Origin of the sequence: Hydrogenophaga sp. PBL-H3 (assembly GCF_010104355.1) — a bacterium.
In the GTDB taxonomy this organism is placed as follows: Bacteria; Pseudomonadota; Gammaproteobacteria; order Burkholderiales; family Burkholderiaceae_C; genus Hydrogenophaga.
In genome coordinates, this window is record NZ_CP044972.1 from 246,815 (window position 1) to 269,488 (window position 22,674).

Sequence of the window (22,674 nt, forward strand, 5' to 3'; positions counted from 1 at the left end):
GCTAAACGATTCGCCCCGCCGGTCGGATCGCTTCAGTGGTCCCGGCAGGAACGCCACAAACCCGGTGCTTTTCGCGCCATTGCGTGGCCGCCAACCGCCCATCATCGGTGGACGACGATCGAGCGCGTGCGTCACAGCAAGCGCCACACAGGACAACGCATGCCGACTTCACCGATCACCCGATGGGTTCTCGCCACCTTGGGCGCGCTGGTCACCGCGGTGGCCACCGCCGCTCCCCTGACCTTTGCCATCGCCGACCTGCCTGCTTTCTCGCCCGCCTTGGTGGCCGAAGAGGCGGGCTTCTTCGCGTCCGAGGGTCTGGACGTCAAGGTGATCCGGTGCATCAATGGCCGGCGCTGCCTGCAGCACCTCACCGACGGAGAGGCCGCGCTGGCCACCGTGGCCGACACCCCGATGGTGATGGCCGCCCACGCCGGCAAGCCGTTCAGCATCGTGGCCACCATGGCCACCTCGCGAGGCGGCAACCGGCTCATTGCGCGGGGTGACCGCGCCATCCGCAGCGCGGCCGATCTCAAGGGCAAGCGGCTGGGGTTCATCCGCGGCACCAGCGCCCATTTCTTTGCCGACAACTTCCTGACCTTCAGTGGTTTGAGACAGCAAGACCTCACCCTGGTTGCGCTGGACCCGGCGCGGGCGCCCGAACAGCTGGCGTCGGGCGAGGTGGATGTGGCCGGTCTGTACAACCCGCATGGCCTGCGCGCCCTCGAACTGCTGGGTGACAAGGCGGTGCAACTGCATGTGCCGCAGCTCTACACCGTGACCATGAATCTGGTGGCGCAGGCGAGCCTGGGCGACGGCGATGTGCGCAAGGTGCTGCGCGCGCTGGAGCGCGCCCTGGTGCTCATGCGCCAGCATCCCCAGGTGGCGCAGATGATCGTGGGGCGCAAGTTGCAGCTGGAACCACCGGTGCTCCAGACCATGTGGAGCGACTACGAGTTCCGGCTGGTGCTGGACCAGGCCCTGATCACCACGCTCGAATCGGAGTCGCGCTGGGCCGTGCGTGAAGGTCTGGTCGAGAACAAGACCATGCCCAACTACCTCGACATGGTGCGCGACGCGCCGCTGCGATCGATCGACCGGCGCGCCGTCACCGTCATCAAGTGAGCGCGTCATGAAACTGCGTCCGCTGCTGCTCGTCTGTGTGGCGTTGGCCCTGGGCCTCTCCAGCAGCCGGCTGCTGTTGATCTCGCGGGACATCCAGGACGCCGCGCGGCTGGACATGCAGCAGCAGGCGGTGGAAGTGATGGCGCGCGATGCAGCCGGGCTGCTCGTGCTCACGCAGGACTTCATGCTGCACGACAACCCGCGCGCGGCGCGCCAATGGGGCGCCCTGCATGCCGAACTCACGGGCGCAATCGACGCGTACGCTGCCGTGGGTGACGCCCAGGCCGAAGAGGCTGGCGGACTGCGGGCGGTCACCGCCACCTTGCCTTCCCTGTTCGCCGGCCTGGAGAAGTCCATGGGCGGTGACTCCGCCGACCTGAGTGCGCGGCGCGAACTCATCACCGACCAACTCATCAACGAGACCCGCCGCATCAGCGACGGGGCCTTCGACCTGGCCTGGAGCCTGGGCGAGCGCCGGCGCGAGGCGGAGAGCCAGCACGGATTGCTGGATCTGTTCACGCTCGCCTTGCTGGTCACCATCACCCTGCTCATGGCCTGGCTGCTGCTCAGGCGCGTGTTGCGGCCCCTTGCGGAACTCACGCGGGTGGCGCAGGCGGTCAAGTCGGGCGATCTGACCGCCCGCACCGGTTACCGCAGTGGCGACGAACTGGGCCTGCTTTCGCAGCGCTTCGATGCCATGACCACGCGGCTGCAAGACCGCGAACTGGCCCTGCAGTCGCTCAACGACCAGCTCGTGCGCAGCGAGGCCTTTCTGGACCGCGCCTCGCGCATCGTGGGCCTGGGCGGATGGGAGCTCGACCTGCGCACCGAGTCGATGATCTGGACCGCCCAGACCCGCCGCATCCACGAGGTGGACCCGGGGTATGAGCCCACGGTCGAGCAGGCCCTCGCCTTCTACCTTCCCTTTGCCCGCACCCTGTTGCGGTCCACGCTCGAAACGGCGGTGCGGCAGGGCGAGCCGTGGGACATCGAACTGCCGATGGTCACGGCCCGGGGCCGCGAGCGCTGGATGCGACTCAGCGGACACGTCGAATTCCAGGACGGCAAGGCCGTGCGCCTGATCGGTGCGGTCCAGGATGTCACCGAGGACCGTGAATTCGCCGAGCAGTTGCGCCAGGCCAAGGTGGATGCCGAAACCGCCAACGAAGCCAAGAGCTTGTTCCTGGCCAACATGAGCCACGAGATCCGCACGCCGCTCAATGCCCTGATCGGCGTCACCCACCTGCTGGCCGACTCGGCGCTCGACGAGGACCAGAAAAACCTGCTGCACAAGGCCCGGATCGCCAGCCACTCGCTGCTGGGCATCGTCAACGACGTGCTGGATCTGGCCAAGATCGAGGCCGGCGAAATGGCGCTGGACGAAGGGCCTTTCGAGATCGCAGCGCTGGCCGCCGGTCTGCAGGCACTCCATTCACCCCAGGCCCAGACCAAGGCGGTGGAACTGCTCGTGTCGGTGGGCGCGGGCGTGCCGGCCTGGCTGGTCGGCGATGACATCCGCATTGGCCAGATCCTGAGCAACCTCACCTCCAACGCGCTGAAGTTCACGGCGCGGGGCAGTGTGCTGGTGTCGATCGACCTGGTCGAACTGCTCGACGAGCGTGCGGTGCTGCGCTGCACCGTCAAGGACACCGGCCTGGGCATCGAACCCGGCGTGCTGGCCAGCCTGTTCACCCCGTTCACCCAGGCCGACGCGTCCACCACACGCCGCTTCGGCGGCACCGGGCTGGGCCTGTCCATCGTCAAGCACCTCGCCCGGCTCATGGGTGGCGACGTCGGTGTGCAAAGCCTGCCCGGTGTGGGCAGCGAATTCTGGGTCCAGCTGCCGCTTTCGCTGCGGCTGCACGACACGGCTGACCGGGGCACCGGGCGGCTGGAGGTCTTTGTGGTGGGTGAAGTTGCGGGCGGGCAGCGTCCGCTGGAAGCGGCCGCACTGGAACTGGGTTGGCAGACCGTGGGCATGGCGAGCGTGGGCGAAGCACTGGCCGCGCTCAATCAGCGCCGCGCCCGCGCCGAGCCCTGGTCCGAGGTGTGGATCGTCGACTGCGATGGCGACGAACACGCCCGGCAGCTGATGGAGGCCGCGCGCCTGAACGACCCCACGTTGCCACCCGCTGTGGAACTGGCGCAGGCGGTGGACGCACCCACGCTGTTTGACGCCGTGCACCAGGCGGTGCTGGCGCAGCGGGGCGACGCCTGCCAGGTGGTTGATGCCACCCGACTCGCGGCCGCACACCGCCGGTGGTTGCCCGGCGTGCGGGTGCTGCTCGTCGACGACAGCGACATCAACCTCGACATCGGCCAACGCCTGCTCGAACGCGAAGGCGCCGTGGTGCGGGTGTGCACCGACGGCCAGCAGGCGCTCGACCAGCTGAGCCGCCACCCCGATGCCTTCGACGTGGTGCTCATGGACGTGCAGATGCCCGACATGGACGGACTGGAAGCCACGCGCCGCATCCGCCAGAACCCGACGATGGCCGGGCTGCCCATCCTCGCGCTCACCGCCGGCGCACTGGTGGAGGAGCGTCGGCGCGCCATGGCCGCCGGCATGGACGGCTTCATGAGCAAGCCGCTGGACCCCACCATCCTGATCCGCAGCGTGCGCCGCGCCATCAAGGCCGCCACCGGCCGGGCGCCGGCGTTTGCGCAGATTGAGACGCGCGGCGGGCACGACGCCCAGGCCCTCGCCAGCTGGCCGCAAATCGACGGCATCGATGCGGTGGCCGCGGCCACCCGGTTGAGCAACGACACGGCGCTGTTCATGGCCATGCTCGAACGCCTGCTGGGCGAATTCGGCGACCTGGCCCGGCCCGAGCCGACCGAACAAGCCCAGCGCGCGGCCCTGGCGGCGCGCGTGCACAAGCTGCGCGGCGCCGCCGGCGCGGTCGGCGCCACCCAGCTGCACCGCACCGCCACCCGGCTGGAGGCCGTCTTGCGCACCGAGCAGGACGCACAGCCGTCGCAGCAGGCGCTCGGCAGCGCCCTGGCCGCGCTGGAGCAAGCCAGCCGCCAGGCCTTGCTGCAGAGCCAGGCCGCGCGCCTGGCCCGGCACAACGGCCCGGATGCCGCCGAACCCCCGTCGGCCGACGACATCGAGCAGCTCGCCCAGCTGCTGCGCACGCAAGACCTGGCCGCGCTGGACGTGTTCGAGAAACTGGCTCCGCGCCTGGCCCACCTGCTGGACGCCCAGGCCTGCGAACAACTGCGCTCGGTCGTGCTCGCGCTGGACTTCCCACAGGCGCTGGCCTTGTTGCCCGCACCCGCCTCGGCCTGACGGGTCGGACCCGTTTCGGGGGCAGGGCCCGGTCGAGTGCGGTGGAATCGTGCGATAACCCCGCATCAACTCACAACACGCAGCACATGACCGATTGGAAGACCCAGCAAATGATCAAGGCCTCGGGCTGGCCGCTGGCGCCCGAGCTGCTCGCGCCCGGTGCCGATTTCAGCGCCCCGGCCGAGGGCGGTCTGGTGCCCTGGCACTGGGCCTGCAGCGAGGGCAAGGCGGGCCTGGTGCGCTACATGCTGGACAACGGCGCCAATCCGCAGGACCGCACGCCGGCCGGCCAGGGCATGCTGCACATGGCGGCCCGCGCGAAAAGTTTTCAGGTGGTGATGCTGCTGATCGACGCGCTCAAGGCCGGCGGTGCGCCCGCGCCCGACGAGGGCCTGCGCTCGTTCCTCACCAAGACCTTCAGCAAGGGCCACCCCGACTCCAGGAATCGGCTGCAGCAGACCCTCAAGGACTGGGACCGGCTGCAACGCCAGGCGGCACCAGGCAAACCCACCTGAAACGCGGGCAGAAAAAAGGCCCTGACACGTGGGTGCCAGGGCCTGGGTGCAGAGGCATCGGCGGGGCATGACCCCGCAGCCGCATCAGGCGCTTTGCTGGATACCTGCCAGCAGCCAGCCGCCATTGCCCTGGCGCGGCTTGGTCAGGTGCCAGACTTCGTCGAAGCTCTCGGCCAGCGCGGCGCCGTTCTCGCGCGTCTCGCCGGTGAAGCGCACGCTCACCACATAGCGGCTGTCGCCTTCTTCAACGTCGATCACCGCGGCCTGGATGCGCACCACGTCGGTGTGCTGGCTGGCCGCGCCACGCTCGCTCAGGTCCATCTGCAGCTCGGCAAACATCTCCGGCGTCGTGAAGGCGCGGATGTCGTCGAGGTTGCCGGCGTCGTTGGCAGCCTGCAGGCGGATGAAGTTGACCTTGGCATTGCGCTCGAAGCCCTGCACGTCGAAGTCGGCCGGAATGCGGCTGGCGTTGGCCTCACCCAGCGAGCTGCCGATCATCGAACCGCCACCGCCGTTCACAGGCGTGCGCAGGGCATGGACCTCGGGCGTGCTCTGGCGCTGGGCGCCGGCACCGGCACCGGCACCGGCGTACGCCAGACCACCCGCACCGCCCTGCTGTGCCATCGCGCGCTTGCGCATGATGAAGCCGAACACCGCGATGGCAGCCGCCACCAGCAGGCCGATCATCAGCATGTTGGCCAGGCCCTCACCAAAGCCCAGGTGCGAAGCCAGGGCCGCAATGCCCAGACCGGCAGCGAGACCCGCGATCGGACCCATCCAGCTGCGGCCGGTGCTGGCTGCTGCGGCTCCGGCGCCCGTCGTCGCGGGTGCGGCGGTCGGGGCCGTGGGCGCCTTGGCCGGTGGAGCAGACTGGCGCTGCATGCCAAACGATTTGCCGCCGCCGATGCGCTTGGCTTCGGCGTCGACATGGGCCGTGCCCAGACCCAAGGTCAGGACCACGGCGAGCAGGGAAAGCCACTTTTTCATCAGAATCTCCATCAAGAAAAGTTGAGTACCCTACAGGGTAGCCCTCGTGAAGAATCTGAAAAAGCAGAGATATCAAGACAATAAGTTCGAAAAAACAAGCGGTTCCAGATCAACCGGGCACGACCCGGGCGCTCAAGTCGTGGCCCGACCCACCATGCCCTGATCCCAGACCGCACCCAGCGCCGCCCACGCCGCCTCGATCACCGGCTCGCCCGCGCGCGCGGACAGACACACGAAGCTGAGGTCGCAGGCCAGTTCCACCTGATCGGCAATCACCAGACCACGCGCCTGGGCCTCGCGCATGGCGATCGAGTCGCGCACGAGCGACAGGCCCACGCCGCTTTTCACCAGGTCAAGCATCGACGCCTCTTGGTCCACCAGCGCCACGCGGTGCGGCTCCACGCCGGTGAGCGAGCCCGGGCCGAACACGCGGCGCTGCAGGCGGTGGTGGGCGCTGGCCGGTGGCGTGGCCAGCCAGGGCAGGGCGGCCAGGGCTTTCCAGTCCTTGCCGATCACCTGCGGGCCCCAGCCGGCGGGGGCCAGCACGCGGTAGGTGAAGCGCGTCAGCGCGCGCAAGCGGTAGGCCGGGCCGGCCGGGTCGTCGGGCAGGTTGAGGAAGAAGCCCACGTCGAGGTCACCGCGGTCAATCTGGGCGAGCACGTCGCCGCTCATGCCCTGGCGCAGCTCGGTGCCCACCTGCGGACTGGACTCCACCAGCTGCTTCAAAAAGGCCCCCAGGCGGGTGAATTCGGGGTCGAGAATCGTGCCAATGCGCAAGGTGCCACGCACCGTGTTGTGCAAGCCGGCGGCGGCCTGGCCGAAATCGGCCAGCGCGGCCAGGGCCTTGTCGGCCAGCGGCAGCAGGGCGGCGCCGTCGTGCGTGAGCGCCATGCCCTGCGGCGTGCGGGTGAAGAGCTGCAGGCCGGTGGCTTCGGCCAGGGCCTTGAGCTGCAGGCTCACCGCCGGCTGGCTCAGGTGCAGGCGTTGCGCGGCGCGCGACACATTGCCCTCGCGGGCCACGGCGGCAAACGCCCGCAGGGTTTGCGGGTCCACGTGGGTGAGGGTCGGGGAGGTCATGGGGACTCCAGGGCAGGTGGCATCATTATTTGTGTTGCTTATAGCTCGCCTCAGGCGATTTCATTGGCCTTTTGCACCTTTTCATTTCACACTCGCGCCATTCTTTGGAGACTGACCATGAGCATTACAAATATCAACCACTTCATCGGCGGCCAAACCGCAGCCGGCACCTCCACCCGCGCGCAAGACGTGTTCAACCCCGCCACGGGCGCCGTGACCGGCAAGGTCGCGCTGGCCAACGGGGCCGACGTGAACACCGCCGTGGCCGCCGCGCAAGCCGCGTTCCCGGCCTGGGCCGACACGCCGCCGATCCGCCGGGCGCGGGTGATGTTCAAGTTCCTGGAGCTGGTCAACCAGCACAAGGACGAACTGGCCCACCTGATCACCGCCGAGCACGGCAAGGTCTTCACCGACGCGCAGGGCGAGGTGGCGCGCGGCATCGACATCATCGAATTCTCATGCGGCATTCCCCAGTTGCTCAAGGGCGACTTCACCGACCAGGTGTCCACCGGCATGGACAACTGGACGCTGCGCCAGCCGCTGGGTGTGGTGGCCGGCATCACGCCGTTCAACTTCCCCGTGATGGTGCCCATGTGGATGTTCCCGGTGGCGATCGCCGCGGGCAACACCTTCGTGCTCAAGCCCAGCCCGATCGACCCTTCGGCCTCGCTGTTCATGGGCGAGCTGTTCAAGCGGGCCGGCCTGCCCGACGGCGTGTTCAACGTGGTGCAGGGCGACAAGGAAGCCGTGGACGCGTTGCTGGTGCACCCCGACGTGAAGGCCGTGAGCTTCGTGGGCTCCACTCCGATCGCGAACTACATCTACGAGACCGGCGCCCACCATGGCAAGCGCGTGCAGGCCCTGGGCGGTGCGAAGAACCACATGGTGGTGATGCCCGACGCCGACCTGGACCAGGCGGTGGATGCGCTCATTGGCGCGGCCTATGGCTCGGCGGGCGAGCGCTGCATGGCCATCAGCGTGGCGGTGCTGGTGGGCGACGTGGGCGACCGCATCATGCCCAAGCTGATCGAGCGCACGAAGGCGCTCAAGGTGCTCAACGGCACCAACCTGGCCGCCGAGATGGGCCCCATCGTCACCGCCGCTGCGCACCAGCGCATCACCGGCTACATCGAGGCAGGCGCCAAAGAAGGCGCGCAGATGCTGGTGGACGGCCGCGTGTTCGACGCAGCGCAGACCGGCGACGGCTGCTCAGGAGGCTTCTGGATGGGCGGCACGCTGTTCGACCACGTGACCACCGACATGAAGATCTACAAGGAAGAGATCTTCGGCCCAGTGCTCTCGTGCGTGCGCGTGCCCGACTTTGCGAAAGCGGTGCAGATCATCAACGACCACGAGTTCGGCAACGGCGTCTCCTGCTTCACCCGCGACGGCAACGTGGCCCGCGAGTTCGCACGCCGCATCCAGGTGGGCATGGTCGGCATCAACGTGCCGATCCCCGTGCCCATGGCCTGGCACGGTTTCGGTGGCTGGAAGAAGAGCCTGTTTGGTGACATGCACGCCTATGGCGAAGAGGGCGTGCGCTTCTACACCAAGCAGAAATCGATCATGCAGCGCTGGCCGGAGAGCATCGGCAAGGGCGCCGAATTCGTGATGCCCACCGCGAAGTAACGATGTCCCCCTTGCGCGCCGGAGGTGCTTCTCGTGACCGATGGCAATTCGGACTACGACCCGGCCAACGGTGACTGGCAGACGCTGATCACCGTGTTCAGCCCGACCGAGGCGTACCTGCTGCGCGGCGTGTTGCAAGCCGCCGGCGTGCCGGCGGCCGCGGCCGATGCGCACCTGGTGCAGGCCTACACGCTGCTGGCCGGCGCCATTCCCGTGCGAGTTCAGGTGCCCGAGCACCGCCGCGCGCAAGCTGAAACAGTGCTCGCCGCATATGAGCGCGGCGACTACGGCCTGAGCGACGATCATCTTGACGACGAGACGCCTTCATGAACGACACCACCTTCGACTACATCATCATCGGCGCCGGCACAGCGGGCTGCCTGATGGCGAACCGCCTCTCGGCCGATGCCAGCAAGCGCGTGCTGCTGATCGAGGCCGGTCGCCGCGACGACTACCACTGGGTGCACATTCCCGTGGGTTACCTCTACTGCATCGGCAATCCGCGCACCGACTGGCTCTACAACACCGAACCCGAGGCCGGACTCAACGGGCGTTCGCTGCGCTACCCGCGCGGCAAGACACTGGGTGGCTGCTCCAGCATCAACGGCATGATCTACATGCGCGGCCAGAGCCGCGACTACGACCAGTGGGCGCAGCTCACCGGCGACGACAGCTGGAGCTGGCACCAGGCGCTGCCGTACTTCAAGATGCACGAGGACCACCACCTCGGGGCCACCGGGTGGCACGGCGCCAAGGGCAGCCCGAGCGAGATGCTGGCCCAGCCAGCCACCGAGAGCGAAGACCTGTGGCTCCACCTCCTGCGCCACCACCGGGCCGGCGGCGAATGGCGCATCGAGAAGCAGCGCCTGCGCTGGGACGTGCTTGACGCGTTTTCCCAGGCCGCCCAGCAGGCCGGCATCCCGGCCACCGACGACTTCAACCGTGGCAACAACGAAGGTGTGGGTTATTTCGAAGTGAACCAGAAAGCCGGCTGGCGCTGGAACACCGCCAAGGCCTTTCTGCGCCCCACCTGTTATGGCCGCCCCAACTTCGAACAATGGACCAGTGCCCAGGTGGCCAAGCTCGTGATCGAGACCCAGCCCGACGGCAGCAAACGGTGCACCGGCGCGCAGGTGTGGACCGGCGGCGAGATGACCACCGCCGTTGCCACGCGCGAGGTGATCCTGTGCGCCGGCAGCGTGGGCACGCCGCAGATCCTGCAACTCTCGGGCATTGGCCCGGCGGCGCTGCTGCGCGAGTACGGCATCGAGGTGCAGCACGAATTGCCCGGCGTGGGCGACAACCTGCAGGACCACCTGCAGATCCGCTCCGTCTACAAGGTGCAAGGCGTGAAGACCCTCAACACGCTGGCCAGCTCGGTGTGGGGCAAGGCCGCCATCGGACTGGAATACGCGTTCAAGCGCAGCGGCCCCATGAGCATGGCGCCCAGCCAGCTTGGTGCCTTCACCCGCAGCGATGCGAACCAGCCGCACCCGAACATCGAATACCACGTGCAGCCGCTCAGTCTGGATGCCTTTGGCGAGCCGCTGCACAGCTTCCCGGCGTTCACCGCCAGCGTGTGCAACCTCAACCCCACCAGCCGTGGCCATGTGCGCATCCGCAGCCCGCATTTCAACGACGCGCCCGCGATCGCGCCCAACTACCTGAGCACCCCAGAGGACCGCCAGGTGGCCGCCGACAGCCTGCGCGTGACGCGGCGCATCGTCTCGCAGCCCGCGCTTGCCCGGTACAAGCCCGAGGAGTTCAAGCCCGGTGTGCAGTTCCAGACCGACGAAGAACTCGCGCGCCTGGCCGGTGACATTGCCAGCACCATCTTCCATCCGGTGGGCACCACCAAGATGGGCGCCGACAACGACCCGATGGCGGTGGTGGACAGCCACCTGCGCGTGCGCGGCGTGGCGGGTCTGCGCGTGGTCGACGCCGGCGTGATGCCCACCATCACCAGCGGCAACACCAACAGCCCCACCCTCATGATCGCGGAGAAAGCCGCGCGCTGGATCGTCAGCGGAGACTGAGAGCGGCGGAGCGTGGGGGCCAAGGTTTCGCCGCCGGGCCGCCCCAAGGCGAAACAGCCCCCTGGGGGGGCAGCGACCCGCGCAGCGGCGGAGCGTGGGGGCTCTTTTTTACCCGCTACCGGATTCCGCCCACGTAGCGGGCGTCCGGGTCCTCGCTCTCCTTGCGCGACCCGCCAAAGGCCGAGATCAGCGTGGATTCGATGAAGCCGCTGTGCTGCCCCGGCACCGAATGGGCAAACCCGCCCGATCGCGGCGTGGCCGCCTGCTGGGCCGTGGTTGTGCTGACCTGGCCGGCTTTCAGCGTGTCGGCGGCGGCCTGCAGCAAGGGCTTGCGCCCGGGTGCTGCGATCAGCGGAAGGGCGGTTTCGAGTTTGTCGGCCAGGGCCCGCAGGTCGGCGTGTTCGTCCGCCGTGGCCTTTTCGCGCGTGAAGCGCACGATCTCGCGCGCGTAGTCCGCATTGCTGGTCAGCCACTCGGTGTCGGTCACGCGGCCGGTCTTGCGCCGCAGCAACACATGCAGGTGCGCGGCCATGGCAAACACGTCGTTGGAGGTCATGAGGGGGTGCCTCAGTGGCCAAGCTGCTCGTTGTGCAGCGACACGTCAAGCCCGGCGCGCTCCTCGAACTCGCGCACGCGCAGCGAGGTGAAGCGCGAGGTGATCCACAGCACCACGGCCGTCATGACCAGGCTGTAGGCCAGCACGGCCACACAGGCGATCACCTGTGCCAGCAGGCTCGATTCCACGCCCGAGATCGCCGGGTCGGCCAGCAAGCCGGTGAGCAGCGCGCCCACCAGGCCGCCCACACCGTGTACGCCAAACACATCGAGCGAGTCGTCGGCGCGCAGCTTGCGCTTGAGCGCGGTGGCGCCCCAGTAGCAGGCCACACCCGCCACCAGGCCAATGATGAGCGCGCTGCGCGGCGTGACAAAGCCCGCCGCCGGGGTGATGGCCACCAGACCCGCCACCACACCCGAGCACAGGCCCAGCAGCGAGGCGCGTTTGCGCGCCAGCCACTCGGCGCCCATCCACGAAAGCGCGCCCGCGGCCGCCGCGATGTGCGTGACCGCCATGGCCAGGCCGGCGCGGCCGTCGGCGGCCAGCGCGGAGCCGGCGTTGAAGCCGAACCAGCCCACCCACAAGAGGCCGGTGCCGGCCATGGTGAGTCCGAGGTTGAACGGAATGAACGGCTCGCGGCCATAGCCCTCGCGCGGGCCCAGCGCGTAGGCGCAGACCAGCGCTGCGGCGCCGGCGTTGATGTGCACCACCGAGCCACCCGCGAAATCCAGCGCGCCGAGTTGCGCCAGCCAGCCGCCCGGCTCCCACACCCAATGCGCGATGGGTGCGTACACCAGCAGCAACCACAGGCCGGTGAAGGTGAGCAGCGCGCCGAAGTGCATGCGCTCCACCAGCGCACCCACCACCAGCGCGCAGGTGATGATGGCAAAGGTGAGCTGGAACATGGCAAACACCGATTCGGGCACGTGTTTGGCTATGTGGCTCACGGCCACCTGCGAGGTGGAGCCGAGGAACTCCATGCCCGAGAAGCCGATGCGCTCCCAGCCGCCGATGAAGCCGCCGAGCGCGCCACCCGGTGTGAACGCCAGCGAGTAAGCAACCCCGAACCACAGCAGGCTCACCACGGCGGCAATGCCGACCACGCTGGCCATGGTGTTGATCACGTTGAAGCGGCGAACCATGCCGCCGTAGAAGAGTGCAATGCCGGGCAAGGTCATGAGCAGGACCAGCGCGGTGCTGACCATGAGCCAGGCGGTGTCCGCACCCTGGATCGTGCTGGCCGCCACCAGCCCTGGCGACGTGAGCGGGGGGGCAGCGGGCGCCGTGGGTGCTGCGCTTTGTGCTGCGGCCGTCAGGGGCCCCAGCAAGGCGGCCATCAGGCCAGGCAATGAAAGAAGGTTTCTCGGGTTGCGGGGTGGACGAAGAAGGGCGTTCACACGGTTATGGTGCATTTTGTTACCTGTTTCCAACGACCCCGGGGCCAGTGCATATCCTGTGCCAAGGGTTCTCCCGGCCAAGGGAAAGCCCGGATGCACAGCGCTGGTGCGGACCGTTAAAGTCTCCGCACTCGCTCAAGCGCACTGCGCTGGTGACCGCGGGGGACCGAGGAGACAACCCAGTCCAATCATAAAAACGTGTTTCAGCGTCCCCAGAGATGCCAGATTCCTCAAACCGACCCTCGTGGTCGGTTTTTTTTCGCCGGAGCGTGGGGGCGACAGGGCCCGCCGCCGGGCCGTTCCCAAGGCGGGTCGAACCCCCTTGGGGGTCAGCGACCCGCGAAGCGGCGGAGCGTGGGGGCGACAATCCCCGGATGGAATTGCTTCTTGTCTCGCTGGCTTCGTTCTTCGCCGGCTTCGTGGATTCGATCGTGGGCGGCGGCGGCCTCATCCTCGTGCCCGCACTGTTCGCCATGTTTCCCACCACCCACCCGGCCACGCTGTTCGGCGTGAACAAGGGTGCCTCGGTGTGGGGTACTGCGGCGGCCACCTTGCAGTACGCCCGGCGCGTGAACATGCCGTGGCACGCCCTGCTGCCCGCGGCGGCTGTGGGCTTTGCGGGATCGATGGCCGGGGCCTGGACGGTGACCGTGATCTCGCCCGATTTCCTGCGCCGCGCGCTGCCCCTGGTGTTGCTGGGCGTGCTGGGCTACACACTGGCGCGCAAGGACCTCGGGCGCCACCACGCACCGCGCTTCAGCGGTCGGCAGGAAGCCGCCGCCGCCTGCGTGCTCGGCCTGACGATTGGCTTCTACGATGGCTTCTTCGGACCGGGCACGGGCAGCTTTTTCGTGTTCCTGTTCGTGCGCTGGCTGGGCTACGACTTCCTGCACGCCAGCGCCAGCGCCAAGCTCATCAACACCGCCACCAACCTCGCCGCCCTGATGCTGTTCGCCTGGAAGGGCCACGTGTGGTGGCATTTCGTGCTGGCCATGGCCACGGCGAACGTGGTGGGCAGCCTGCTGGGCACGCGCCTGGCGCTCAAGCACGGCAGCGGTTTCGTGCGCATCGCGTTCATCGTGGTGGTGTCGGCGCTGATCCTGAAGACGACCTACGACGCCTGGCTCAGGTAGCCCCCTGCGCCGCGAAGCGGCGCCTCTACTGCGGCGGCCAGGGGCGTTCACTGGCCTTCAGCGGCACGCCCATGGGGGCGCTGGCCTGGCCCGCGCGCACGGCGGCCAGGTCTTGCGGGTTCGGGTACTGGTCCAGCAGCAGGTAGTCGAACACGCGCCGCGCGATCGGTGCTGCGTGCGCCGCGCCAAAGCCGGCGTTCTCCACCACCACCGCAATCGCCACGCGCGGCTGGTCGACCGGCGCGAAGGCCACGTACAGCGCGTGGTCGCGTTGAAACTCTTCGAGTTTGCGCGCGTCGTAGCGGTCTCGCTGGCCGATCGTCACCGCCTGTGCCGTGCCGGTCTTGCCACCGCTGGCATACCCGGCATTGGCGAACACGCGGGTGGACGTGCCCTCGGTGGTGACCGCCTGCATGGCTTCGAGCACCGTGCGCACGTGCTCGGGCTTGTAGCCCAGACTCACCGCTGGCGGCGCGGGCAGTGGCTTGCGCTCGCGGGTGATCACGTTTTCGGTGGCCATGGTGAGGTGGGGTGCGAACTTCACGCCACCGTTGGCCAGCGTGGCCATGGCATGTGCGAGTTGCAGCATGGTGAAGCTGTTGTAGCCCTGGCCGATGCCCAGCGAGATCGTCTCGCCCGCGTACCAGCGTTGCTGCTCGGGGCGCTTGTAGGTGTTGCGTTTCCAGGCCTGGCTGGGCAGCACGCCGCGCACCTCGCCGCGCAGGTCGATGCCGGTGATCTGGCCAAAGCCCAGGGGCTTCATGAAGTCGTGCATGGTGTCCACGCCCATGTCGTTGGCCAGCGAGTAGTAGTAGGTGTTGCTCGACTTCACGATGCTGCGCTTCATGTCGACCGCGCCCAGACCGCCGTCGCCGTGGCTGCGGAAGCGGTGACTGCCAAACATCCAGAAGCCCGGGTCGTTCATGACGAAGCTCGCACTGCGTGTGCCCGTCTCCAGCGCGGCCAGTGCCATGAAAGGTTTGTAGGTCGAACCTGGTGGGTACGTTCCCCGCAGGGCCCGGTTCAACAGCGGCTTGTCCAGCGACTCGTTGAGCGCGCGCCAGTTCTCCACGTCGATGCCCTCGACGAACAGGTTGGGATCGAAGGTGGGCTTGCTCACGAAGGCCAGCACTTCGCCGGTGCGCGGATCGATGGCGACCAACGCGCCGCGCCGCTCGCCGAACATGTCCTCGATCAGCTTTTGCAGCTGGATGTCGATCGACAGCACCACGGTGTCGCCAGGCGTGGCCGGGGTGTTGGCCAGCGAGCGCACGGCGCGGCCCCCAGCCGAGGTTTCCACCCGCTCGAAACCGGTGGTGCCGTGCAGGGTCTGCTCGTAACTCTGCTCGGCGCCAAGCTTGCCGATGTACTCGGTGCCGCGGTAGTTGGCCTGTTCTTCCTCGGCCCAGTCGGCGATCGACTCCTTTTCACGCTGGTTGATGCGCCCGATGTAGCCGATCACGTGGCTGGCGGTTTCTCCGTTGGGGTACTGGCGCAGCAGGCGCGCGCGCACGTCCACCCCGGGAAAGCGGTAGCGTTGCACGGTGAAACGCGCCACCTCCTCGTCGGTCAGGCGGGTGCGAATGGGCAGCGAGTCGAAGCTGTGCGACTCTTCCAGCAGCTTGCGGAAGCGGCGCTGATCGCGCGGGGTGATCTCCATGAGCTCGCCTAGCTGGGCGATTGTGGCCTCCATGTCGAGCACGCGCGAGGGCGTGATCTCCAGCGTGTAGGCAGAGTAGTTGGTGGCCAGCACACGCCCGTTGCGGTCCACGATCTGGCCCCGGTTGGGCACCACCGGAATCACCGCCGTGCGGTTGCTCTCGGCCTGCGCCAGCAGGTCGTCGTGGCGCACCACCTGCAGATACACCATGCGCGCAGCCACCAGGCCAAACGCGAACACCACCGCCAGCCCGATCACCAGCAAGCGGGTGCGGAACTGGGCCAGGTCGGCTTCGACGTTTCGCAGTTCGGTCATCGGGGATGGACTTCAAGCGGGTGAGAGAAGTTTCGCCGCCGGGCCGCCCCGATAAAAAACAGCCCCCTCGGGGGGCAGCGACCCGCGCGGCGGTGAAGCGTGGAAGCCTTCATAGAGGGCGGTTGTCGTCGGGATTGGGCGCCCTGCGTTGTGGTGCGAGCAGCAAAACGCTCACCACCGGCCACAGCGCCGCCTCCAGCGCCGGTGCCAGGAAATACAGCACGCCCGGAAAGCTGCCCCCCGAAGCCATGCGGACCAGCAACTCCAGCACGTGCGCAGCCACGAACAGCGGCAGCACCTGCACCGCCTGATTGGGCACGCCGAACCAGAGCAGTCGGCGGTGCATGGAAATGGCCAGAAAGCCGAGCACCGTGTAGGCCAGCGCGTGCTGACCGAGCAAGGCGCCCTGATGCACGTCCATGGCCAGCCCGAATGCAAACGCCACGCCCACGCCAATGCGCAGCGGCTGGTGCACGCTCCAGAACACCAGGGCCACCGCCAGCAGATCGGGCACCCAGGCCGCGCGGCCCCACAGGCCCATGTTCATGAGCATGTTGAACATCAGTGCAGCGATCAGGCTGAACCAGATGAAGACCGGGTTGGCGGGCAGCAGCAGCTGCTGGCCGGGACGCATGATCATGGCGCGTTGCTCCGCACGCCCGGGCGATCGATCGGGCTGGCCGCGCGGGTCGGCTCGGACACCGGTGAGGGTGGCAGCGTGGCACCGGCCGGCGTGAGCACCAGCACATGCAGCGTGCCCTGCACCTGGGCCAGTGGCTCCGCTTCGATGCGTGAAAAGGACGATTCGGCCTGGCGCTCCACCAACGTCACGCGCCCCACAGGCAGGCCCGGCGGGTACACGCCATCCACGCCGCTGGTGGTGAGCAAGTCGCCCTGGGCAATGTCGGCGCTGGCCAGCGTGTAGCGCAGCTCCATGCCGTCGCCCTTGGTGGAGGGTTGGCCATAGGCCACGCTGCGAACGCCGGTGCGGGTGTTCAGCACGGGGATGGCCATGTCGCGGTCGATCAGCAGGCTCACCTCGGACACCAGCGGGTACACACGCGTGACCTGACCGAGCACACCGCTCTCATCGATCACGGGCGAGCCCGCCTGCACGCCCTGCGTCTGGCCACGGTCGATCACGATCTTGCGCGAATAGGGATCGGCTGCATCGTAGAGCACCTGTGCGCCCATGGCCTGGGTGCCGGTGCGTTCGCGCATGGCCAGCAGCGCGCGCAGGCGCTGGTTTTCCAGCTGCATCTGCTCCAGCTGCAGGTTGCGGTCGGCCTGCGTGGCCAGCCGCTTGAGCGCTTCGCCTTCGCTTTGCTGAGCCTTGTGCAGCGACGTGAAATACCCGCCCACACCTGCGAGGGCCTGCACTGGTTGCAGCACCAGCCACTGCGCAGGGTACAAGGCCGCTGCGATCGACGCGCGCACCGGGCGTGCCACTTCAAAACGCAGGTCGGCCACCATCAGAAAGAGCGCCAGCGCGCTGAACACCACCAGCTTGGACAGGGCCGATGGCCCCTGCTTGAAGAAGGGGGGCGGGGTGCGGTCCAGGGTGCCCAGTGGCATGACGCTCGGGGAGGGTCTGGTGGTGTGTGGGTGAACGTGCGCCGGAGTGCGGCGCGTGCCTTATTCGCTGGTGAAGATGGTGCCCAGGCGCTCCATGCGCTCCAGGGCCATGCCGCAACCGCGCACCACGCAGGTCAGCGGCTCTTCGGCCACCAGCACCGGCAGGCCGGTTTCTTCGGCGAGCAGGCGGTCCAGGTCGCGCAACAGCGCGCCGCCGCCGGTGAGCATCATGCCGCGCTCTGCGATGTCGGCGCCCAGCTCGGGCGGCGTGTGCTCCAGCGCCATCTTGACGGCCGTGACGATGTTGTTCAGCGGGTCGGTCAGGGCTTCGAGGATCTCGTTGCTGGAGATGGTGAAGCTGCGCGGCACACCCTCGGAGAGGTTGCGGCCCTTGACTTCCATTTCCTTGACTTCCGAGCCCGGGAAGGCCGAGCCGATCTGCTTCTTGATGGCCTCGGCCGTGGGCTCGCCGATCAACATGCCGTAGTTGCGGCGGATGTAGGCAATGATGGCTTCGTCGAAACGGTCACCGCCCACGCGCACGCTGCCCTTGTAGACCATGCCGCCCAGGCTGATGACGCCCACCTCGGTGGTGCCGCCGCCGATGTCGACCACCATGGAGCCCGACGCGTCGGACACCGGCAAACCGGCACCGATGGCTGCGGCCATGGGTTCTTCGATCAGGTAGACCTCGGAGGCGCCTGCGCCCAGGGCGGATTCGCGGATGGCGCGGCGCTCGACCTGGGTCGAGCCGCAGGGCACGCAGATGATGATGCGCGGGCTCGGCTTGAACATCGAGCGCGGGTGCACCATCTTGATGAATTGCTTGAGCATCTGCTCGGTCACCGTGAAGTCGGCGATCACGCCGTCCTTCATGGGGCGAATGGCTTCGATGTTGCCGGGCACCTTGCCCAGCATGGCCTTGGCTTCGTGGCCCACGGCCTGGATGGTCTTCTTGCCCTGCGGGCCGCCTTCGTGGCGGATCGAGACCACCGAAGGTTCGTCGAGCACGATGCCCTTGTTGCGAACGTAGATGAGGGTGTTGGCGGTGCCGAGGTCGATGGCCAGGTCGGTCGAGAATTGCCGACGGAAAGCTTCAAACATGGTGGGTGGATCCTGTGGAGCCGGGGCGCGGCATGGCGCGCTCCAAGCCGGAAATGAGGCCGAATGCGGGACCTGGGATGGAGCCAGAAGGTAGGCCGGACATCGGTTCTAAGTGTTTGATTCCAAGGCAAAAACCGTGGCGGCACGGGGTCTGCCGTTAAACCTTGGATAATACCGTATCCCCTGTGCATAACTGCACGCAACCCAGCCCCATTTCTCGCATTTACACGGCGTTTCAGCGCCTTTGGCTGCTCTTGGGGCGCTGCAGATCCATCCTTCCGGAACCACCTCGACATGTCCCTGACCCTGTCCGACATCGGCCGCATCGCCAACCTGGCGCGCCTGGAGCTCACCGAGCCGCAGAGCGAACGCATGCTGGCCCAGCTCAACGGCTTCTTCGACACCGTGGAACAGATGAACGCGGTCGACACCACCGGCGTGGAGCCGCTGGCCCACCCCACCGCCGTGATCGACCACGTCTCGCTGCGCCTGCGCCCCGATGTGGCCAGCGAACCCGACAACCGGGAAGCGAACCAAAAGAGCGCCCCTGCGGTTGAGCGCGGCCTGTTCCTCGTGCCGAAGGTGATCGAATGAAGACCATTCACGATATGGGCGTGCTTGAACTCGCCACCGCCATCGCAGGGAAACAGACCAGCAGCGTCGAGGCTGCGCAGCACCTGCTGGCCCGCGCCAAGCAGTTCGCCTCGCTGGGCGCTTACCTCGCCCTCAACGAAGAAGCCACGCTGGCCCAGGCCCGCGCGGCCGATGCGCGCATGGCCGCTGGTGAGCGCACGCCCCTGCTGGGCGTGCCACTGGGGCACAAGGACATCTTCGTCACGAAAGACTTTCCCACCACCGCAGGCTCCAAGATGCTCGCGGGTTACCAGAGTCCGTTCGACGCCACCGTGGTGCAACGCCTGGCCGCGCAGGGTGCTGTGTCGCTGGGCAAGCTCAATTGCGACGAATTCGCCATGGGTTCGGGCAACGACAACTCGGCCTTTGGACCGGTGCACAACCCCTGGGACGTGACACGTGTGCCCGGCGGTTCGTCGGGTGGTTCGGCCGCTGCCGTGGCTGCGCGCCTGCTGCCTGCAGCCACCGGCACCGACACCGGCGGTTCGATCCGCCAGCCCGCCAGCTTCACCGGCATCACCGGCATCAAGCCCACCTACGGCCGCTGCTCGCGTTACGGCATGGTGGCGTTCGCCTCCAGCCTCGACCAGGCCGGCCCCATGGCGCGCAGCGCGGCCGACTGCGCGGCCTTGCTGAGTGCGATGGCTGGCCCCGACATCGACCGCGATTCCACCAGCCTGGACCACCCGGCCGAGGACTACAGCGCCGCCATCAGCCGCCCGCGCGAAGGTGCCACCGCCGCCCAGCCGCTCAAAGGCCTGCGCATCGGCTTGCCCACCGAGTTTTTTGGCGCGGGCTGTGCGCCCGATGTGCTGGCCGCCGTGCGCGCCGCGCTGGCCGAATACGAGAAGCTCGGCGCCACGCTGGTCGACATCTCGCTGCCCCGCACCGAGCTCTCCATCCCCGTTTACTACATCATTGCCCCGGCCGAAGCGTCGAGCAACCTCAGCCGCTTTGACGGCGTGAAGTTCGGCCACCGCGCCGCGAAATACGACGACCTGCTCGACATGTACAAGAAGTCGCGCAGCGAGGCCTTTGGCCCCGAGGTGCAGCGCCGCATCATGATCGGCACCTATGTGCTGAGCCACGGCTACTACGATGCCTACTACCTCAAGGCCCAGCAGATCCGCCGCCTCATCGCGCAAGACTTTCAAGCCGCGTTCGAGCGCTGCGACCTCATCGCCGGCCCCGTGGCGCCCACCGTGGCGTGGAAGATCGGCGAGAAGAGCGACGACCCGCTGGCCAACTACCTGGCCGACATCTACACCCTCTCCACCAGCCTGGCGGGCCTGCCCGGCATGAGCGTGCCGGCGGGATTTGGGGCGAGCGGCATGCCGGTGGGCCTGCAGCTGGTGGGCAACTATTTCAAGGAAGGCGAGCTGCTGCACGCCGCGCACGCCTTCCAGCAGGCGACCGACTGGCATGCCCGGTCGCCCTCGGGATTCTGATCATGAGCAACACCCAAAAATCCCTTCTGGTGCAAGGCTACGAGGTCGTCATCGGCTTTGAGACACACACCCAGCTCGCCACGCAGTCCAAGATCTTCAGCCGCGCGCCCACGGCCTTTGGTGCAGAGCCCAACACGCAGGCCTGCGCGGTGGACCTGGCCTTGCCGGGCACGCTGCCGGTGATGAACCAGGGCGCGGTGGAGCTCGCGATCCGCCTGGGTCTGGCGCTGGGCTCGCACATCGCCGAGCAGAGCGTGTTCGCGCGCAAGAACTACTTCTACCCCGACCTGCCCAAGGGTTACCAGATCAGCCAGTTCGAGATCCCGGTGGTGCAGGGCGGCGAAGTGAGCTTCTTCCTGGGTGACGAGAAGAAGACCGTGCGCCTGGTGCGCGCGCACCTCGAAGAAGACGCCGGCAAGAGCCTGCACGAAGACTTCATTGGCCAGAGCGGCATCGACCTCAACCGAGCAGGCACGCCGCTGCTGGAGATCGTGACCGAGCCCGACATGCGCTCCAGCGCGGAGGCCGTGGCCTACGCGAAAGAGCTGCACAAGATCGTGACCTGGATCGGCATCTGCGACGGCAACATGCAGGAGGGTTCGTTCCGCTGCGACGCCAACGTCTCGGTGCGCAAGCCCGGCGCCCCGCTGGGCACGCGCCGCGAGATCAAGAACCTGAACTCGTTCAAGTTCATGCAGCAGGCGATCGACTACGAGATCCGCTGGCAAATCGAAGAGATCGAGGACGGCCGCGCGATCCAGCAGGCCACGGTGCTGTTCGACCCCGACACGGGCGAGACGCGCGCCATGCGCACCAAGGAAGACGCGGCCGACTACCGCTACTTCCCCGATCCGGACCTGCCGCCGCTGGTGATTGCGCGCGACTGGGTGGAGCGGGTGAGGGCGTCAATGCCCGAGCTGCCACGCGCCATGGCCGAACGCCTGGTGCGCGACTACGGCCTGCCCGAGTACGACGCCACCACGCTCACGCAAAGCCCGGCCATGGCGGCCTACTTCGAGACCGCGGCGAAACTTCTGGGTGATCCCAGCGGTCAGGCGAAGCTGGTGAGCAACTGGATCATGGGCGAGGTCTCGCGCCGGCTGAATGCCGACGAGGGCGATATGGCGAGCGTGCCGGTGAGCGCCGCGCAGCTTGCCTCGCTCATCGGGCGCATCGCCGACGGCACCATCAGCAACAACGCGGCCAAGCAGGTGTTCGATGCGTTGTGGACTGGTGAGGGCGCGGATGTGGATGCCCTCATCGAAGCCAAAGGCCTCAAGCAGATGAACGACACCGGCGCGCTGGAAAAAATCATCGACGAGGTGATGGCCGCCAATGCCGACAACGTGGCCCAGTTCCGTGCCGGCAAGGAGAAAGCCTTCAACGCGCTGGTGGGTCAGGTCATGAAGGCCAGCAAGGGCAAGGCCAACCCGCAGCAGGTCAACGACGTGCTGCGCCAGAAACTGCAGTGAGTTGAACCCGCCTGAAAAGGGCGGGCGTCAGCGCTTGACGGTGCCCGCGCTGCCAGCGGCCGACGAGGGCGGCCAGAGCGCACGCAGCTTGACCAGCTCTTCATCGAAACGCTGGTTGATGCGCTGCTTCTCCTGGGCCTGCTCTTCCAGGAAGCGCTTTTGCACCACCGTCTGCTTCTCGCTGTCCTCGAGCTTGCGGCGCAACCAGAACGGCGCCTTGCTCGGGTCGGCCTGGTAGAACTCCATCTCCACATCGACTTCCTTGCGCTGCTGCTTCAGCGCCACTTCACGCTTGTTCACGGCAGCAATCACCTCGTCGATCTGGGCCAGTGCTTCGGCGCGCTCCTTGTCGTGCACCGCCTGGTTCGGATAGCGGATCAGCAGGGCGCGCTCGCGGCGTTTTTCCTCGGTGGCGCGTGCCTTGATGTCGTTCTCGGCCTTCTGTTTTTCTTCCAGCCGTGCGCGCTCGTCAGCGGTGTAACTCGGCGGAACCACCTGGCGCACGGTGCCCGTCTTGCCCAGCTGCCGCTGCTCGCGGTCCAGGCATTCCACGATCGGGCGGTCCGAGGTGATGCGTCGGCCCTTGCTGTCGGTGCAGACGTAAATGCCCTGGGCCTGTGCGCTGGCTATTGCCCACAGGCCCGCGCCCACCACCCATGCACTGGCGCTCAGCCGCACGGTGCGCGGCTGGAATTCGGTCGGGGGGCTGGCAGTGTTCAT

19 protein-coding genes are annotated in these 22,674 nt (G+C 67.6%); 10 read left to right on the plus strand and 9 right to left on the minus strand.

The features are described from left to right. The first annotated feature begins 159 nt into the window (after positions 1-159). The 3 genes from F9Z44_RS01170 (at position 160) to F9Z44_RS01180 (ending at position 4,932) form a co-directional block, all read left to right on the plus strand. Positions 160-1,125, plus strand: coding sequence for an ABC transporter substrate-binding protein (locus F9Z44_RS01170; RefSeq protein WP_159602876.1), 966 nt, complete (start codon positions 160-162; stop codon positions 1,123-1,125). A 7-nt stretch (positions 1,126-1,132) separates the two neighbouring features. After that, positions 1,133-4,417, plus strand: a complete 3,285-nt coding sequence (locus tag F9Z44_RS01175) for a response regulator (protein WP_159602879.1) — start codon at positions 1,133-1,135, stop codon at positions 4,415-4,417. Between the two features lie 86 nt (positions 4,418-4,503). Next, the gene (locus F9Z44_RS01180; protein ID WP_159602882.1) at positions 4,504-4,932 is read left to right on the plus strand and encodes an ankyrin repeat domain-containing protein; all 429 of its coding nucleotides are present in this window, start codon (positions 4,504-4,506) and stop codon (positions 4,930-4,932) included. 84 nt (positions 4,933-5,016) lie between these two features. Here F9Z44_RS01180 and F9Z44_RS01185 read toward each other — a convergent pair whose 3' ends face one another. Further along, positions 5,017-5,919 (minus strand): Tim44 domain-containing protein, encoded by a 903-nt coding sequence (locus tag F9Z44_RS01185; RefSeq protein WP_159602884.1) that lies wholly within the window; start codon positions 5,917-5,919, stop codon positions 5,017-5,019. 132 nt (positions 5,920-6,051) lie between these two features. Further along, complete coding sequence (locus F9Z44_RS01190; protein ID WP_159602886.1) at positions 6,052-6,996, minus strand: LysR family transcriptional regulator; 945 nt, start codon at positions 6,994-6,996, stop codon at positions 6,052-6,054. 117 nt (positions 6,997-7,113) lie between these two features. Here F9Z44_RS01190 and F9Z44_RS01195 point away from each other — a divergent pair, with 117 nt between their 5' ends. From F9Z44_RS01195 to F9Z44_RS01205, 3 genes are read left to right on the plus strand one after another with little or no spacing between them, the layout of a single operon-like run. Beyond that, positions 7,114-8,625: a CoA-acylating methylmalonate-semialdehyde dehydrogenase gene (locus tag F9Z44_RS01195; protein ID WP_159602888.1), complete on the plus strand. Its 1,512-nt coding sequence runs from the start codon at positions 7,114-7,116 to the stop codon at positions 8,623-8,625. Between the two features lie 33 nt (positions 8,626-8,658). After that, positions 8,659-8,955 (plus strand): putative signal transducing protein, encoded by a 297-nt coding sequence (locus F9Z44_RS01200; RefSeq protein ID WP_159602890.1) that lies wholly within the window; start codon positions 8,659-8,661, stop codon positions 8,953-8,955. Beyond that, positions 8,952-10,661: a GMC family oxidoreductase gene (locus tag F9Z44_RS01205; protein WP_159602892.1), complete on the plus strand. Its 1,710-nt coding sequence runs from the start codon at positions 8,952-8,954 to the stop codon at positions 10,659-10,661. Before F9Z44_RS01200 ends, F9Z44_RS01205 begins: the two co-directional genes overlap by 4 nt. 115 nt (positions 10,662-10,776) lie before the next feature. Here the strand turns inward: F9Z44_RS01205 and F9Z44_RS22725 are convergent, their stop codons facing one another. Continuing rightward, a complete protein-coding gene (locus F9Z44_RS22725) occupies positions 10,777-11,217 on the minus strand; it encodes a hypothetical protein (protein ID WP_201449993.1) in 441 nt (146 codons plus the stop codon). Positions 11,218-11,228: 11 nt separating this feature from the next. Continuing rightward, entirely contained in the window at positions 11,229-12,554 is a 1,326-nt protein-coding gene (locus F9Z44_RS01215) for an ammonium transporter (RefSeq protein ID WP_159602894.1), read from the minus strand. Positions 12,555-12,988: 434 nt separating this feature from the next. Here F9Z44_RS01215 and F9Z44_RS01220 point away from each other — a divergent pair, with 434 nt between their 5' ends. Further along, a complete protein-coding gene (locus F9Z44_RS01220) occupies positions 12,989-13,747 on the plus strand; it encodes a sulfite exporter TauE/SafE family protein (RefSeq protein ID WP_159602896.1) in 759 nt (252 codons plus the stop codon). Between the two features lie 25 nt (positions 13,748-13,772). On the opposite strand, the gene mrdA is transcribed toward F9Z44_RS01220, so the two are convergent. The 4 genes from mrdA to F9Z44_RS01240 all read right to left on the minus strand — a co-directional run bounded on the left by mrdA (position 13,773) and on the right by F9Z44_RS01240 (position 18,401). Continuing rightward, on the minus strand, positions 13,773-15,722 hold the full coding sequence (gene mrdA, locus F9Z44_RS01225; RefSeq protein WP_159602898.1) for a penicillin-binding protein 2: 1,950 nt from the start codon (positions 15,720-15,722) through the stop codon (positions 13,773-13,775). A 109-nt stretch (positions 15,723-15,831) separates the two neighbouring features. Next, positions 15,832-16,362 carry a rod shape-determining protein MreD gene (mreD, locus tag F9Z44_RS01230; RefSeq protein ID WP_159602900.1) on the minus strand — a complete coding sequence of 177 codons (531 nt, stop codon included), beginning with the start codon at positions 16,360-16,362 and terminating at the stop codon, positions 15,832-15,834. Continuing rightward, positions 16,359-17,297 carry a rod shape-determining protein MreC gene (mreC, locus tag F9Z44_RS01235; RefSeq protein WP_159602902.1) on the minus strand — a complete coding sequence of 313 codons (939 nt, stop codon included), beginning with the start codon at positions 17,295-17,297 and terminating at the stop codon, positions 16,359-16,361. Before mreC ends, mreD begins: the two co-directional genes overlap by 4 nt. Positions 17,298-17,357: 60 nt before the next feature. Then, a complete protein-coding gene (locus F9Z44_RS01240; RefSeq protein ID WP_056264671.1) occupies positions 17,358-18,401 on the minus strand; it encodes a rod shape-determining protein in 1,044 nt (347 codons plus the stop codon). A 294-nt stretch (positions 18,402-18,695) separates the two neighbouring features. Here F9Z44_RS01240 and gatC point away from each other — a divergent pair, with 294 nt between their 5' ends. The 3 genes from gatC to gatB are packed head-to-tail and all read left to right on the plus strand — an operon-like array spanning position 18,696 to position 21,954. Next, a complete protein-coding gene (gatC, locus tag F9Z44_RS01245) occupies positions 18,696-18,995 on the plus strand; it encodes an Asp-tRNA(Asn)/Glu-tRNA(Gln) amidotransferase subunit GatC (protein ID WP_159602904.1) in 300 nt (99 codons plus the stop codon). Then, the gene (gatA, locus tag F9Z44_RS01250) at positions 18,992-20,482 is read left to right on the plus strand and encodes an Asp-tRNA(Asn)/Glu-tRNA(Gln) amidotransferase subunit GatA (RefSeq protein WP_159602906.1); all 1,491 of its coding nucleotides are present in this window, start codon (positions 18,992-18,994) and stop codon (positions 20,480-20,482) included. The genes gatC and gatA overlap by 4 nt, the downstream gene beginning before the upstream one ends. Before the next feature lie 2 nt (positions 20,483-20,484). After that, on the plus strand, positions 20,485-21,954 hold the full coding sequence (gatB, locus tag F9Z44_RS01255; RefSeq protein WP_159602908.1) for an Asp-tRNA(Asn)/Glu-tRNA(Gln) amidotransferase subunit GatB: 1,470 nt from the start codon (positions 20,485-20,487) through the stop codon (positions 21,952-21,954). Positions 21,955-21,981: 27 nt separating this feature from the next. On the opposite strand, the gene F9Z44_RS01260 is transcribed toward gatB, so the two are convergent. Beyond that, complete coding sequence (locus tag F9Z44_RS01260) at positions 21,982-22,674, minus strand: DUF4124 domain-containing protein (RefSeq protein ID WP_159602910.1); 693 nt, start codon at positions 22,672-22,674, stop codon at positions 21,982-21,984.